The sequence below is a fragment of the Streptococcus sp. SR1 genome (assembly GCF_000526075.1).
GTDB classification, from domain to species: Bacteria; Bacillota; Bacilli; order Lactobacillales; family Streptococcaceae; genus Streptococcus; species Streptococcus halitosis.
Window position 1 is genome coordinate 80131 of the sequence record NZ_JATR01000021.1, and the last position, 15272, is coordinate 95402.

Consider the following 15272-nt stretch of genomic DNA (forward strand, 5'->3'; position numbering starts at 1 on the left):
ATTCTCTTCCTCCTGAAAATGATTAAAACTTATTTTATCAAATTTTCAGAAAATTACAACCCTTTTTGTGAAAATATTGATATTTTTTTCACAAACTTGATTCTTCAAATTATTTGAATTTTATTCCTATTAGATATTGGTTTTTCAATAAAAATCAAAAAAGGTCTAGTTAATCTAAACCTTTTCAGAACATTAATTTACGAGAGTACCTTTAAGACCACGACACTGGTATCATCAATCACATTTGATTCTTTAGAACGACTATTAGATACAAGCATTTCAAGATTTCCTGCATTCTCAAAGTAGAAGGAAGTTCCCTTCGCATTAAAGACTACCAATAAGTGCTCTGGTCCACCGTGAATTTCGTAAACAATCCACCCACTATTTTCAGCAGCTGTATGGACAAAAACATGACGGTAAACTTCTTCGTATGTAGGATAGGAGAAGGCACTGGTCTGTGTTTTCAGGCGAATAATCTGACGGATAAAGTCAATGCTCTCTTGTCTCTCATTGATTAAATCCCAGTTGACTTGGTTGACACTATCTGGAGCATTGTAGCTGTTCATAGCCCGTTCTCTATCTGCCGCAGTCAGCTCGCCATTTTCTCCAGTAGCAAAGAGTTTGGTGCGGCCAAATTCTTGCCCTAGCTCTATAAAGGACATCCCTTGCATAAGAATGCTCATCGCTGTTGCTGTCTCAACTTGGCGCATAATCTTATCTAAACTGTGATCTGGATGAAGGGTCACCAACAAATCATGCAAGTTGTAATTATCATGGGCTTCCACATAGTTAAGGACTTGGTTTGGGCTAAGATATGAGCCCAACTCTCGGCTACCAAGAATAGCTTTGGCTACAATCGGTTCTGTAGCAGCACCACTAACAAATCCTGCCTTGATTGAGCCATAAACTTCTCCTCCTTTGATGGCATCTCGCTGATCATCGTTGAAAAATCCAATATTTGGCATCTGATAGGCATTGTCCTTCTTGGCCTTGTCATAAGGTGCAAGACCTGTCCCCATATCCCAACCTTCTCCATAAGTGAGAATACGCGGGTCGACTTCATCAAGTGCCCAACGAATTGCCTGCATGGTTTTAACATCGTGAATTCCCATCAAGTCGAAACGAAAACCGTCAATATTGTATTCTTTCACCCAATAAAGAAGTGAGTCAATCATATACTTGCGGTACATTTCGTGTTCGCTCGCGGTTTCATTTCCTACACCTGTACCGTTTTGGAAGGTTCCATCTGGATTCATACGATAGTAATAATCAGGAACAGTTGTTTGAAAAGGAGCATCAACCGTTGAGAAGGTATGGTTGTAAACGACATCCATAATGACACCGATTCCTGCATCATGATAAGCCTGAATCATGGCTTTGAGATCTCGAATAACCTGTCCAGGATCATCTGGATTACTAGAGAAACTTGTTTCTGGTGCGTTGTAGTTTTGAGGGTCATAACCCCAGTTATAGGTTACATTTCCCTCCTCATCATATTCCTTATGGCGATCAAAGATTGGTTGAAGCTGAACATAATTACAGCCGAGTTCTTTGATATAGTCAAAGGCAGTTGCTTGGCCATACTGGTTAGCCGTTCCAGTATGAGCAGCCCCAAGAAAAGTCCCTCGAAGGTTTTCTGGAACTCCAGATGTCGGCGATTTTGTAAAATCACGAATGTGCATTTCACAGATAACTGCTTTACATGGATTTTCCAAACGCCAAGGAGCGTCTGTCCCATGTTTAACTTCAAATCCTTCTACTTGTTTCTCTTTGTGAGTTAGAATAACAGAACGTTTTCCGTCAGGACTTGTTGCAGTTGTATAAGGGTCTCGTGTCAAAGTCTGGTGGTGCGGAAACTCAATCTGATACTGATAAGCTTTACCTGCAAGATTTTCATCCAGGTCTACACTCCAAACACCAATGGTATTGTACTTATGACTGTATGAATAGCTATTCCCACGCTCTAGATTAAAAGCTTTCCAAACTGGCGCGTCGTTACTTGTATTTTCATAAACGACTACTTGAACAGCTGTAGCCGTTGGAGCCCAAAGTTTAAAGCTTGTCTGGTAGTCTGATATACTATACCCCAACTCTCCTTGGTATCCCCAATGATGATCAAAACTTTCACTGTGCAAGGCTTTATCAAAAGCAAACGGGTTTTGATCTTTATAGAAAGGACTTGCAATAGCTGGATTTTCAGAATAATAGACTGTCTCATCACCATCTAAGATCCAAACCTCAGTCAACAGTGGATAATGGTTAAACCGTAGGAGATAGTCTTTTGCCTTTCCATCTATTTCGACAGAAAAGGTCAGAGTATCGAGCCTTTCTGCACTTGTAACTGTAAAGGAGAATTTTGCTCCAAAATAGTCATTTTCATAATACAAATTTTCTTTAAAATCTGCCTGTTTTCTACTGAATGAACAAGCATCATAATCCCCATTTTTTCGGTGAAAATGGATGACTACTGGGTATCTATACATTTCTTTTCCTAATTCCTAATTTCAATTTTAATTTTTTTATGTGGTGCTGAAGAATTTAGCGGGAAATTCAGCACAATAGAGAATAGCATTAATAGATATAAAAATACATCAGGAGAGATAGTTTCAGACTATCTAACATCTAGTTTTCAACTATTCTTTACAAATTTTCTAGCCAAGCTTCATCTCGAACTTCGATACCAAGTTCTTGTGCTTTTTGGAGCTTGCTTCCTGCATCTGCTCCTGCTACGACAAGATTCGTTTTCTTAGATACACTGCCTGTGACTTTGGCACCCAGACTTTCGAGTTTGCTTTTGGCTTCTGAGCGCGTGAGGCGTTCCAATTTCCCCGTTAGTACAACGGTCAAACCTGACAAGGCCGCATCTGCTACTACTGTCTGTCCCTTGTAGTCCAGATTGACTCCAGCTTCTTTCAACTCGTCTAAGAGAATCTTCGATCCTTCTGTAGCAAAATAAGTCTGAAGGCTTTGCGCAATCACACTACCCAAGCTTTCAATACTTGCTACTTCCTCAGGATCAGCTTGGGCTAGATTTTCAATAGAGTGGAAATGTTGGAGCAAAAGTTGGCTAGCTTTGCTTCCGACATGGCGAATTCCCAGACCAAACAAGAGTTTCTCAGCTGAGTTTTCCTTGGATGCTTGAATGGCCCGATGCAGTTTCGAGGCTGATTTTTCCTTGACGCCCTCTAAAAGGAGGAAATCGTCTTCTTTCAAACGGTAGATATCCGCCACATCCTTAACTAGATTAGCAGCAAAAAGCTTTTCAACGATAGACGGACCAAGTCCTGTAATATTCATGGCATCTCGAGAGGCAAAGTGAATCAAACCTTCCATGATTTGGGCAGGGCATCGTGGATTGATACAACGAAGAGCCACTTCATCTTCAAAATGAAGCAAGTGACTGTCACAACTTGGACAATTAGTCGGAATATCTAGTTTTTCTTCAGAAACACGCTTGGACGCTACCACACGCAAAACAGCAGGAATGATGTCCCCCGCCTTATAAACGATAACTGTATCATCTTTGCGGATATCCTTTTCAGCAATATAATCTACATTGTGCAGTGTTGCACGGCTAACAGTTGTCCCAGCAAGCTGAACAGGTGTTAGATTGGCAGTTGGAGTCACAACACCCGTACGGCCAACTGTCCAGTCAACTGAAAGGAGTTGGGCTTCTTTTTCTTCAGCGGGAAATTTATAGGCGACTGCCCACTTGGGCGCTTTAACGGTAAAACCGAGTTCTTCTTGATCTGCAAGGTCATTGACCTTGATAACCACCCCATCAATGTCATAAGGTAAATTATCCCGTTCTTGTCCTACTTCTTGGATAAAATCCCATATCTCATCTATGCTTTTAGCCAATATTCGTTTAGGATTAACCACAAAACCAAGCTGTTCAAGATGCTCCAAGACCTTTTCTTGGCTATCACGAGTAGAAGGGCTTGCTTCTTGATAGAGGAAAGTGGCAAGATTGCGCTTGGCCACTACTGTTGTATCCAACTGACGGAGGGTTCCTGCAGCTGCGTTACGAGGATTAGCGAATTCAGGCTCCCCATTTTCTTGGCGGGCTTGATTGACCTGATCAAACGAAGCGCGTGGCATGTAACACTCTCCACGAACAGTGATATCAAGTTCTTCTGGCAAAATCAAAGGAATGTCCTTGACGCGCTTGAGATTTTCGGTGATATTTTCACCAACAGAACCATCCCCACGTGTGGCACCAACAACCAAAATCCCCTTTTCATACGTAAGCGATATAGACAAACCATCGATTTTCAATTCACAGATATAGGTCGGTTGGGGTAATTCCTTTCGAACACGCGCATCAAAAGCTTCTAACTCTTCACGTGAAAAAGCATCCTGCAAACTATAAAGAGGATACTGATGACTGTATTTTTCAAAACCGTCTAAAACCTTACCACCAACACGATGGGTCGGACTGTCCGCTAAAACTTGATCTGGATAGGCAGCTTCCAATTCGACCAACTCTCGGTAGAGGCGATCATACTCGCTATCTGACACCGAGGGATTGTCACTCGTATAGTACTCGGTCGCATAGCGATTGAGCAAGGCAACTAACTCATTCATTCTTTCATTCATAAAACTATTCTACCATAAATCAAGCCCTCCTCACAATAGAGAAGGGCTGAAAAATGGATTGTAGAGAAATATTTTTTAAAAAAGATAAATTATAACTCTTTTTTAAAATGACTTCGCACATAAAAGAGGGATAAACAAGACAGGGCAATAACCCCGCTTCCAATTATCAGAAAAGAAGAGAGATGTACACTTGGCAGCACCGTCATAAAGCCTTTTGCAATCGGCATAAATAGAATGGCTAAAGTAAAAATTGTACTTAATACTCTACCCAAATATTCACTTTCAACCTTGGTTTGAACCTGAGTAAAAAAATGAATATTAAAAATTGTCATAAACAGTTCACAAACTAAATTTCCAGAAAAGGAAAGAAAAGTTGGCAGTGGTAATCCCATCATAAAAACTCCAACTCCAGTCAAAGCCAATAGAATCAAAAGATTATAAACACTTGCCTTTATTTTACTAGCTAGAAGAGCTCCGATAATCGAACCAATAGCGCCCATAGTCAAAATACTTGCATAAGCTCCTTCTACCCCGTATAGTCGATTTGAAAAAGGGAGGAGAAATTCAAAAGCTGCAAAAAAGAAATTAACACTGGAAGCTACTACCAAAAGGAAAAAGATCTCTTGCTGGCGCCAAATATAGCGAATTCCTTCTTTCATATCAGCAAAAATATTTTTCCAGCTGAAAGTCCTTTTCACTTGTTCCTGAGTCTCTTTTTTGGGGAGAAAAGCTACTAAAGTAAATGCAATGAAAAAACTAATGGCATCTAAAACAAGCGTCATATGGAGACTGGCAAATTGTAAAACGATGAAAGAAAGTACAGGGGAGCTAACGCCTACAACCTGCAAAACGAGCTCTAAGCGAGCATTATAGGTCACAATCTCGTCTTTCTCTACAACCTCAGTTATAATGGCTTTATTGGCCGTACGAGAAAATGCAAAGGCAACCGCCTGAACAATATTGGCGAAGATCAAAGCAGCAATCATCAAGCTATCATTTCTGATGAAAGAAATAGCCAAACAGAGAATGCCACAAATCAAGTCCGTCATCATCAAAATTTTGCGACGCGAAAAGCGGTCTGAAATCACTCCGCCAAAGGGATTGACTAGAATGGATGTGACGAGTTCAGAAATCTGATAAATCCCAAGAACAGTCTGTCCTATCGTTCCCATTGATGCCAGCCAAACACTGTTTCCATAATCATAGAGCATATTTCCTATCTTATTAATCGCACCACGACTAATCAACTGGATTGCATGTCGATTCATATAAAAAGCTCCTCTCAAATTTTGAAACTATTGTATCAAAACTGAAAGGACTCTCTTCGTTTTTCCCTTATTTGGGAAATTTAAGCATTAACAAATTTTTCATAATGTTCCTGATAGTAAGCCACTTGCTCTGGAAGTCCAAGTACATCAAAAATATGCATAGCTTCCTGCATCTGACTACATCCTTCTTCTTTCAAGTCTCTCTGGTAGAGGGCAAAACCTTTGAGATAATGGAAGATATTACGCTCATAAAGCTTGATACCATTTCCAATCAACTTCTCCACATAGCCCTCAAAATAGTCCGCATCCGTAAAGGAACGGTTTTCCAAACAATGCTGGTAACAGTTAAGAGCTAAAATCAAAACGAGTTTACGATGCCGACCAATTTCTTTGTAGTAGTCTTCTCGCTCCATGACTTCTCTGCCAATCCGAGCTACATAGTCCACATTGTAGAAAGTATAGAGATTTCCGAAAAGAATCAACTCATACATAGTCCATTCTTCTGTTTGAAAAAGATAATCTGCTACCTTTTCCAAATCACTCTGCCTCATCGTGTAATGAGCATCTCTTTGACAAATCAGTCCTTGTAGCAGAATCCAATTCAGCTCAAAATAGAGGGGATTGGTCGAACTCTTAGCCTTTTCAAGTTGTTCTCTTTGAAGCTTTTGAAAACCTGCAATATCATTTGAGTAGTAAAGCGGAATGATCTGTGCCATCAAGGCAACATGTTCATGATTTTGAAAATCTCTAGCCTTGTCCATGAAATTTTCAATAGTCACATGAATATTATCCAGTATCTCAAAGAAACGGGAAACCGCTAAGTCAGACTCCCCAAGCTCGAAGCGAGATAATTGAGAGGTTGAACATGATTCACCTGCCGCCTCTTTTAAGGAGTACTTCCCACTTGTTCGAAATTCACGAAATACCTTTCCAAGCTGTTCCATTTCTTACACCTGCTCTGATAATTCTTCCCACTCAAGCATAGCTTCTTCTTGACGATGGCTGATTTTGTCCAGTTCAGTCTGCAATTCCATGAGTTTTTCAGCATCGTTGGTTTCCAGCATTTGTTCAGAAATGGCTTGACTTTGAGTTTCTAACTCTTCAATTTCAGCTTCTAGATTTTCGATTTGTCGCATGAGTTTGCGAACTTCTTTTTGACTTTCTTTCTGGGCCTGATAGTCACTAGCTGGACTTGCTTCTTTTGCTTGATTAGTCATTGAAGCCTCCTCTGTCTGGCTGACTTCCATTTCGGACTTTTTATCAACATAGTAGTCATAATCTCCTAGATAGAGGGTCGAACCATTCTCAGACAATTCCAAAACATGAGTTGCCACACGATTGATAAAATAACGGTCGTGGCTGACAAAAAGAAGGGTTCCGTCAAAGTCAATCAGGGCATTTTCTAGCACTTCCTTACTATCAATATCCAAGTGGTTGGTCGGCTCGTCAAGAATTAAGAAGTTGTTGTTTTCCATAGAAAGTTTAGCAAGTAACAAACGAGCTTTCTCGCCACCTGACAGCATGCCTACTGATTTCTTAACATCATCACCAGAGAAGAGGAAGGCACCAAGGCGGTTGCGAATTTCAACTTCTGGTGTCAGTTTAAAATCATTCCAGAGTTCATCAAGTACCGTATTACTTGCTGTCAGCTTGCTTTGGGTTTGGTTATAGTAACCCACCTCAACATTGGCCCCAAAGCGCTTTTCTCCCTTGATAAAAGGAATCTGATCCACAATAGACTTGATAAAGGTTGATTTCCCGATACCGTTTGGTCCAACGATGGCAACAGCATTCATCTTACGAAGGTCAAGGTTGATAGGTTCTGACAATATTTCCCCATCATAGCCAATAGCCGCATTTTCAACAGTCAAAACGACATTTCCCGACGTTTTTTCAGACTGGAAGGTCATGTTGGCTGCTTTCTTGCCAGCTTCAGGTTTGTCCAAACGCTCCATTTTTTCTAGTTGTTTACGGCGAGATTGAGCACGCTTGGTCGTTGAAGCTCGGACCAGATTGCGATTAACAAAATCTTCCAGAGCAGCAATTTCCTTCTGTTGCTTTTCATAGTTTTTTGTCTCAGTAGCTAGCTTTTGCTCCTTCAACTCGACAAAGCGAGAGTAATTGCCCACATAGCGATCCAAAGAATGCTTGGTCAAATCCAGTGTAACCGTCGCAACCTTGTCCAAAAAGTAACGGTCGTGGCTGACAATAATGAGCGCACCGCTATAATTTACTAGGTAATTTTCCAACCATGCAATGGTTTCGATATCCAAGTGGTTGGTTGGCTCGTCCAAGACCAAGAGATTTGGCTTTTCAAGGAGCATTTTAGCCAGTGCCAGACGAGTATTTTGACCACCTGAAAGCTCAGCAATTTTCATCTGCCACATAGACTCGTCAAACTTGAAACCATTCAAGATAGCGCGGATATCAGCTTCGTAGGTAAAGCCACCAGCCTGACGGAAATTCTCTGATAAACGATCATAATCCGCCATCAGTTTATCCAAATCTTCACCAGACTTTTCACCCATCTCCAACTCCATCTGACGCAGTTGTTTCTCCGTACGGCGTAGATCATCAAAGACATGGAGCATTTCATCATAAATGGTATTTTCAGACTCAAAACGGCTATCTTGGGCTAGGTAAGACAGAGAAACATCTTTTTTCTTATTGATTTCTCCACTAGTTGGCTCCTCTTCCCCAACTAAAATCTTTAAAAGAGTAGACTTACCTGCACCATTTCTCCCAACAAGAGCAATTCGGTCTCGTTCATCAACTTGCAGATTGATATTATCAAAAAGAACCTCTCCAGCAAAAGATCGTTCAATTTTATTAGCTTGTAAAATAATCATACATCCATTTTACTATCTTTTTCTCTTTTGCACAATTGCAATGAAAAAAGTTTGAGTCATAAACCCGAACTATTCATCTTCTTTTTCATTAGAAAGCGTATTGGGCTATTCTTCTACAATGAAATAAAAGTAAATTTCCTACATTTTAAGTTATGCTAACGTTTTACTAAAATATCAAATCGTGATATAATGAAAGCGATTAAAGCAATAGATAAAGGAGATACTCTATGACTTACCAAGAAAATTATCAAAAATGGGTCGATTTTGCTGACCTTCCAGACTACCTTCGTCAAGATTTGGAAAATATGGACGAAAAAACTAAGGAAGATGCCTTTTATACCAATCTTGAATTTGGTACTGCTGGTATGCGTGGTTTGATCGGTGCTGGTACAAACCGCATCAACATCTATGTTGTTCGTCAAGCAACTGAAGGATTGGCTCGTTTGATTGAGTCAAAAGGTGGAAATGAAAAAGATCGTGGTGTGGCAATTGCCTACGATAGTCGTCACTTCTCACCTGAGTTTGCCTTTGAATCTGCGGCAGTTCTTGCAAAACATGGTATCAAATCTTACGTATTTGAAAGCCTTCGTCCAACTCCAGAACTGTCATTTGCAGTTCGTCACCTCAGCTGTTTTGCAGGTATCATGATTACTGCCAGTCATAACCCTGCTCCATTTAACGGTTACAAGGTTTATGGTGAAGACGGTGGACAAATGCCTCCACATGACGCGGACGCTTTGACTACTTACATCCGTGCTATCGAAAACCCATTCGCTGTCGAAGTTGCTGATGTAGAAGCTGAAAAAGCTTCTGGCTTGATTGAAGTTATCGGCGAAGCTGTTGATGCAGAATACCTCAAAGAAGTAAAAGATGTAAATATCAACCCAACCTTGATTGAAGAATTCGGTAAAGACATGAAGATTGTCTACACACCACTTCATGGTACTGGTGAAATGTTGGCTCGCCGTGCTCTTGCACAAGCAGGATTTGACTCAGTTCAAGTCGTTGAAGCTCAAGCAACTCCAGACCCAGACTTCTCAACTGTTAAATCTCCAAACCCAGAAAACCAAGCAGCCTTTGCACTTGCTGAAGAACTAGGCCGTCAAGTTGGTGCTGATGTTCTTGTGGCGACTGACCCAGACGCTGACCGTGTTGGTGTTGAAGTTCTTCAAAAAGATGGTAGCTACCTCAACCTTTCAGGTAACCAAATCGGTGCTATCATGGCTAAATACATCTTGGAAGCTCATAAGAGTGCTGGAACTCTTCCTGAAAATGCTGCTCTCTGCAAATCCATCGTATCAACTGACTTGGTAACGAAGATCGCTGAAAGCTACGGCGCAACTATGTTCAATGTCTTGACAGGTTTCAAATTTATCGCTGAAAAAATCCAAGAATTCGAAGAAAAACACAATCACACTTACATGATGGGATTTGAAGAAAGCTTCGGTTACTTGATTAAACCATTCGTACGTGATAAAGACGCCATCCAAGCTGTTCTTGTCGTGGCTGAACTTGCTGCCTACTACCGTTCACGTGGTTTGACACTTGCTGATGGTATCGAAGAAATCTACAAAGAATACGGCTACTACGCTGAAAAGACTATTTCTGTTACCCTTTCTGGTGTTGATGGTGCCGAACAAATCAAAGCGATTATGGCTAAATTCCGTAACAATGCTCCAAAAGAATGGAACGCAACAGCTATCACTGTCGTAGAAGACTTCAAGGCTCAAACTGCTACTGCTGCAGATGGCACTGTTACAAACTTGACAACTCCTCCAAGTGATGTGTTGAAATACACGCTTGCTGACGGTTCATGGATTGCTGTTCGCCCTTCAGGTACTGAACCAAAGATCAAGTTCTACATTGCCGTTGTGGGTGAAAGCAACGAAGATTCACAAGCTAAGATTGCTAACATCGAAACGGAAATCAATGTATTTGTGAAATAACACTCTATAAAGATGAGATAAACTAGTCTCATCTTTTTTTCGTATCAAATCTAAGCAATTTTAGGAACTTTGTGGCATACTAGACATATCAATGAAAGCGAGGTAAACTCATGGAACAATTTTGGGAAAATATTAAAGATCTTGAAGTCACAACTGTTTCCCGTGCTCAAAAAGCACTTGATAAGAAAGAAACTGCAACCTTCTTCATCGGTCGTAAAACTTGCCCTTACTGCCGTAAATTTGCTGGCACTTTGGCTGGTGTCATAGCTGAAACCAAAGCGCACATCTACTTTATCAACAGTGAAGAAGCAAGCCAACTCAATGAGTTGCAAGAATTCCGCTCACGCTACGGAATCCCAACAGTACCAGGCTTTGTTCACATTGCGGATGGACAAATCAATGTCCGTTGCGACTCTTCCATGTCCGCACAAGAAATCAAAGAATTTGCAGGATTGTAAAAAATATAAAAAAAGAAGGCACTCGCCTTCCTTTTTTTATATCTCTGTCAGTGGTGTTGCTGTATCTGGGGAGGTGTCGTAAACTTTAAAGTCTACTCCTACTCCCAGATCAGCTTGTGCTAGCTGGTTGACCATAGTCATATGAGCCAGCTCCTTGATATTGTTCTCTTTGGACAAATGCCCGAGGTAGATTTTTTTGGTTCGATTTCCCATTGCACGAATCATGGCCTCAGCACCATCCTCGTTAGAGAGGTGACCGAGATCCGATAGAATTCTCTGTTTAAGACGCCAAGCGTAAGATCCTGCTCGCAAGATTTCTACGTCGTGGTTGGACTCGATGAGATAACCGTCTGCATTTTCGACAATTCCTGCCATACGGTCACTGACGTAACCTGTATCGGTCAGCATGACAAAGCTCTTGTCATCTTTCATAAAGCGGTAAAACTGGGGTGCTACCGCATCATGGCTAACCCCAAAACTCTCAATATCAATATCACCAAAGGTTTTGGTTTTACCCATTTCAAAAATATGCTTCTGCGATGAATCCACCTTGCCAAGATACTTGCTATTTTCCATAGCCTGCCAAGTCTTTTCATTGGCGTAAAGGTCCATACCATATTTGCGAGCCAATACACCAACTCCATGAATATGATCTGAATGTTCATGCGTAATCAAAATCGCATCCAAATCTTCAGGTTTGCGATTGATTTCGCTCAAAAGACTGGTGATTTTCTTACCAGACAAGCCTGCATCCACTAAGATTTTCTTTTTTGGGGTTTCCAGATAAAAGGAATTTCCACTGGAACCTGATGCTAAAATACTGTATTTAAAGCCTTTTTCACTCATTCTAGTCTTCTATTTCGTCCTCCCATATTTCTTCTTTTACGGCATCCTTATCATAAGGGAGCACTATGGTAAAGGTTGAACCCTTACCGTATTCGCTTTTTGCCCAAATAAAACCATTGTGTTGTTTGATGATTTCTTTCGCGATAGCCAGACCCAAACCAGTCCCACCTTGAGCACGACTTCTTGCGCGATCCACACGGTAAAAGCGGTCAAAAATCCTAGGCAAATCTTGTTTTGGAATCCCAAGACCCTGGTCAGAAATTGATAAAATCATCTGGTCATCCGTGGTTTTCATGCTAACCGTAATCTTCCCACCATCTGGTGAATACTTGATGGCATTGTTAAGAATATTATCAATCACCTGGGTCATCTTATCCGTATCAATCTCAATCCAAACTGAAGTTATTGGATAATCTCTCACTAGCTCATATTTTTTCTCTTCATCCTGATCTCTCATCTTATCAAAACGGTTGAGGATGAAGGTGATAAAGGCTGTAAAGTTAATCAACTCTATATCCAGTTTAGTAGTCGCATTGTCAATACGAGATAGATGCAAGAGATCTGTCACCATACGCATCATACGGTTGGTTTCATCGAGTGAAACCTTAATAAAATCAGGGGCGACAGGATCATACAGAGCTCCCTCATCCAAGGCTTCGAGATAAGATTTAACACTGGTCAAAGGAGTACGCAACTCATGACTGACGTTTGAAACAAAGAGTCTTCGCTCACGCTCTTCCTTCTCTTGCTCGGTCGTATCATGTAAAACGGCAACCAAACCAGAGATGAAACCTGACTCACGGCGGACAAGGGCAAAACGTACACGAAGGCTCAAATATTCTCCATTAGCATCCTGAGAATCAATCGTCAACTCAGGTATCTGTGTAATCAGGTCACGCAGTTCATATTCATCTTCTATCTTTAGTAATTCGAGAATGCTTTTATTAAGAACCTCTTCTTTCTGCACACCTAGCTGTTTTTTTGCCATATCGTTGATCATAGTAATCTGGCCACGGCGATTGGTCGCAAGGACACCATCTGTCATATAGGAAAGAATGCTATGCAGCCTTTTACTCTCTTGTTCCAAATTTTCTTGAGTCAAACGAATAACTTCTGACAAATCATTCAGATTATTGGTGATGTTGGTGATCTCTGTACTACCCTGCAAGTCCAAAACTTGAGAATAGTCACCTGCAATTAAGTCCTTAACCTTCTGATTTATCTCTTTTAACCGGATATTATCCCGACGGTTTTCCAGCAACAACAAGGTCACAACTAGGATAAAGCCAAGTAAAATCAGGATAAAGATAAAATCACTGGTCAGAATAGTTTGTCTAATATCTTCAATCATTATTTTTCATATAGTAGCCGACACCACGACGTGTGAGGATATACTCTGGACGGCTTGGTGTGTCTTCAATTTTTTCACGCAAGCGTCGGATAGTCACGTCCACTGTACGAACATCACCAAAATAGTCATAACCCCATACAGTCTCAAGCAAGTGTTCACGCGTAATCACTTGACCAATATGAGATGCCAAGTGATATAAGAGTTCAAACTCACGGTGGGTCAAATCTAATTCCTCACCATATTTCTTAGCCACGTAAGCATCTGGAACGATTTCTAAATCACCAATTTGTAAGGGCTGCGTCTTCTTCTCATCAGACTCTTGGCTATCTACTGAAGCAAGATCTGTACGACGAAGCAGAGCCTTGACACGGGCTTGTAACTCACGGTTCGAGAAGGGCTTTGTAACATAATCATCTGCACCTAACTCTAAACCAATAACCTTGTCAAACTCGCTATCCTTAGCTGAGAGCATAATAATCGGCACACTGCTAGTCTTACGAATAGCTTTAGCAACTTCTAAACCATCAATTTCCGGAAGCATCAAGTCTAGAATAATAATATCCGGTTGCTCAGCTTCAAATAGCTCAATTGCTTCACGACCATTAAATGCGGTTACAACTTCGTAACCTTCCTTGGTCATATTAAACTTAATAATATCCGAGATTGGTTTCTCATCATCTACAATTAATATTTTTTTCATTTTATCACCTTTTCTCTATCTATTATAACAAAAAAATACAAAGAAGGCACAAATGGCTACTGTAAGCCTTCATATTCGAGAGTTGTTTTTATAAGCCTGCCAAATTTTTTGTTGAGGTTTAGCCAGTGGATAATCAGAAAACTCCTGAGGAGAAACCCAACGAACTTCTCTGTCAGAAAACTGTTTCGAATCTGTCACTTGACCTGCTAGGATTTGAATATGCCATTTCCGATGACTAAATACATGCTTGACCTGGTCAAATACTTGCTGGGACCAATTCACTTCTAAATCATAATCCTGCTCAAAGTTTTCTTGAGGGCTTGGTCCAAAAGCCCTGTTTTCCTCTTTGACTTGAGAAAAGAGATCTAGTTGATTATCATCGCTAGAGAAATCGTCAACTTCAATCAGTGGGAAATGCCAAAAACCAGCTAACAGTTTCTCACTTTCATTTTTCTCTAGTAAATATTGACCACGGTCATTGCACACAACCAAAGCCTTGAGATAGATTGGGAGGGGCTTTTTCTTGGGTTCTTTAATCGGATATACATCCATAGTTCCATTCTGATAGGCTGCACTAAAGTCCTTAACAGGGCTTTCTTCTGGTCTAGGATTAACTGGCGCCTCTATGTCAGAACCTAAATCCATCAGAGCTTGGTTAAAGTCTCCTGGCCGTTCTGGGTCAATCAATATTTCCATCATGGCTTGGAAAATCTTTCGATTACTGGGAACTCCGATATCATGATTAACCTCAAACAAGCGTGCCAAAACCCGCATGACATTGCCATCGACCGCTGGCTCGGGCAAGTTAAAAGCAATACTGGAAATTGCCCCCGCAGTGTAAGGGCCAATTCCTTTCAGGCAAGATATTCCTTCATAGGTATCTGGAAATTGCCCCCCAAAGTCAGATATAATCTGCTGAGCTGCGGCCTGCATATTGCGTACTCGAGAATAATAGCCCAAACCCTCCCAAGCCTTCAACAGACGCTCTTCAGGGGCATTCGCCAGACTTTCAACAGTTGGAAACCAGTCCAAGAATCGTTCATAATAGGGAATAACTGTATCCACCCTGGTCTGCTGGAGCATGATTTCAGATACCCAGATGTGATAAGGATTTTTACTTCTCCGCCAAGGTAAATCTCGCTTGTTTTCATCATACCAGTTGAGGAGTTTCTCACGAAAAGAAATAATCTTCTCTTCCGGCCACATGACGATACCATATTTTTTCAAATCTAACATATATCTAGTATAACATAGA

At 40.9% G+C, this 15272-nt stretch carries 11 protein-coding genes; 2 read left to right on the forward strand and 9 right to left on the reverse strand.

The window, feature by feature from the left end; all coding sequences use genetic code 11:
* Nucleotides 1-197 precede the first annotated feature (197 nt).
* The 5 genes from pulA to HMPREF1518_RS07510 all read right to left on the reverse strand — a co-directional run bounded on the left by pulA (nucleotide 198) and on the right by HMPREF1518_RS07510 (nucleotide 8716).
* Entirely contained in the window at nucleotides 198-2483 is a 2286-nt protein-coding gene (gene pulA, locus HMPREF1518_RS07490; RefSeq protein WP_033585285.1) for a type I pullulanase, read from the reverse strand.
* 157 nt (nucleotides 2484-2640) lie between these two features.
* Nucleotides 2641-4599 (reverse strand): NAD-dependent DNA ligase LigA, encoded by a 1959-nt coding sequence (ligA, locus tag HMPREF1518_RS07495; protein WP_033585286.1) that lies wholly within the window; start codon nucleotides 4597-4599, stop codon nucleotides 2641-2643.
* Between the two features lie 89 nt (nucleotides 4600-4688).
* Nucleotides 4689-5867, reverse strand: a complete 1179-nt coding sequence (locus HMPREF1518_RS07500) for an MFS transporter (protein WP_033585287.1) — start codon at nucleotides 5865-5867, stop codon at nucleotides 4689-4691.
* An 80-nt stretch (nucleotides 5868-5947) separates the two neighbouring features.
* The gene (locus tag HMPREF1518_RS07505; protein ID WP_033585288.1) at nucleotides 5948-6811 is read right to left on the reverse strand and encodes an Rgg family transcriptional regulator; all 864 of its coding nucleotides are present in this window, start codon (nucleotides 6809-6811) and stop codon (nucleotides 5948-5950) included.
* A gap of 3 nt (nucleotides 6812-6814) precedes the next feature.
* On the reverse strand, nucleotides 6815-8716 hold the full coding sequence (locus tag HMPREF1518_RS07510) for an ABC-F family ATP-binding cassette domain-containing protein (RefSeq protein WP_033585289.1): 1902 nt from the start codon (nucleotides 8714-8716) through the stop codon (nucleotides 6815-6817).
* A 227-nt stretch (nucleotides 8717-8943) separates the two neighbouring features.
* On the opposite strand from HMPREF1518_RS07510, the gene HMPREF1518_RS07515 reads away from it, so the two are divergent.
* Complete coding sequence (locus tag HMPREF1518_RS07515; RefSeq protein ID WP_033585291.1) at nucleotides 8944-10662, forward strand: phospho-sugar mutase; 1719 nt, start codon at nucleotides 8944-8946, stop codon at nucleotides 10660-10662.
* A gap of 110 nt (nucleotides 10663-10772) precedes the next feature.
* Nucleotides 10773-11120, forward strand: coding sequence for a thiol reductase thioredoxin (locus HMPREF1518_RS07520; RefSeq protein WP_033585292.1), 348 nt, complete (start codon nucleotides 10773-10775; stop codon nucleotides 11118-11120).
* Nucleotides 11121-11156: 36 nt separating this feature from the next.
* On the opposite strand, the gene HMPREF1518_RS07525 is transcribed toward HMPREF1518_RS07520, so the two are convergent.
* The 4 genes from HMPREF1518_RS07525 to mutY form a co-directional block, all read right to left on the reverse strand.
* Nucleotides 11157-11966: an MBL fold metallo-hydrolase gene (locus HMPREF1518_RS07525; RefSeq protein ID WP_033585294.1), complete on the reverse strand. Its 810-nt coding sequence runs from the start codon at nucleotides 11964-11966 to the stop codon at nucleotides 11157-11159.
* Between the two features lies 1 nt (nucleotide 11967).
* Nucleotides 11968-13317, reverse strand: coding sequence for a cell wall metabolism sensor histidine kinase VicK (gene vicK / locus HMPREF1518_RS07530; protein WP_033585295.1), 1350 nt, complete (start codon nucleotides 13315-13317; stop codon nucleotides 11968-11970).
* A complete protein-coding gene (yycF, locus tag HMPREF1518_RS07535) occupies nucleotides 13310-14017 on the reverse strand; it encodes a response regulator YycF (protein WP_000722062.1) in 708 nt (235 codons plus the stop codon). The genes vicK and yycF overlap by 8 nt, the downstream gene beginning before the upstream one ends.
* Before the next feature lie 69 nt (nucleotides 14018-14086).
* The gene (gene mutY, locus HMPREF1518_RS07540) at nucleotides 14087-15253 is read right to left on the reverse strand and encodes an A/G-specific adenine glycosylase (RefSeq protein ID WP_033585296.1); all 1167 of its coding nucleotides are present in this window, start codon (nucleotides 15251-15253) and stop codon (nucleotides 14087-14089) included.
* Between the last annotated feature and the right edge of the window lie 19 nt (nucleotides 15254-15272).

Excerpts from the sequence above, each read along its gene's own strand:
- pulA (WP_033585285.1), bottom strand. The coding sequence starts at position 2,483 with ATGTATAGATACCCAGTAGTCATCCATTTTCACCGAAAAAATGGGGAT.
- ligA (WP_033585286.1), bottom strand. The coding sequence starts at position 4,599 with ATGAATGAAAGAATGAATGAGTTAGTTGCCTTGCTCAATCGCTATGCG.
- HMPREF1518_RS07500 (WP_033585287.1), bottom strand. The coding sequence starts at position 5,867 with ATGAATCGACATGCAATCCAGTTGATTAGTCGTGGTGCGATTAATAAG.
- HMPREF1518_RS07505 (WP_033585288.1), bottom strand. The coding sequence starts at position 6,811 with ATGGAACAGCTTGGAAAGGTATTTCGTGAATTTCGAACAAGTGGGAAG.
- HMPREF1518_RS07510 (WP_033585289.1), bottom strand. The coding sequence starts at position 8,716 with ATGATTATTTTACAAGCTAATAAAATTGAACGATCTTTTGCTGGAGAG.
- HMPREF1518_RS07515 (WP_033585291.1), top strand. The coding sequence starts at position 8,944 with ATGACTTACCAAGAAAATTATCAAAAATGGGTCGATTTTGCTGACCTT.
- HMPREF1518_RS07520 (WP_033585292.1), top strand. The coding sequence starts at position 10,773 with ATGGAACAATTTTGGGAAAATATTAAAGATCTTGAAGTCACAACTGTT.
- HMPREF1518_RS07525 (WP_033585294.1), bottom strand. The coding sequence starts at position 11,966 with ATGAGTGAAAAAGGCTTTAAATACAGTATTTTAGCATCAGGTTCCAGT.
- vicK (WP_033585295.1), bottom strand. The coding sequence starts at position 13,317 with ATGATTGAAGATATTAGACAAACTATTCTGACCAGTGATTTTATCTTT.
- yycF (WP_000722062.1), bottom strand. The coding sequence starts at position 14,017 with ATGAAAAAAATATTAATTGTAGATGATGAGAAACCAATCTCGGATATT.
- mutY (WP_033585296.1), bottom strand. The coding sequence starts at position 15,253 with ATGTTAGATTTGAAAAAATATGGTATCGTCATGTGGCCGGAAGAGAAG.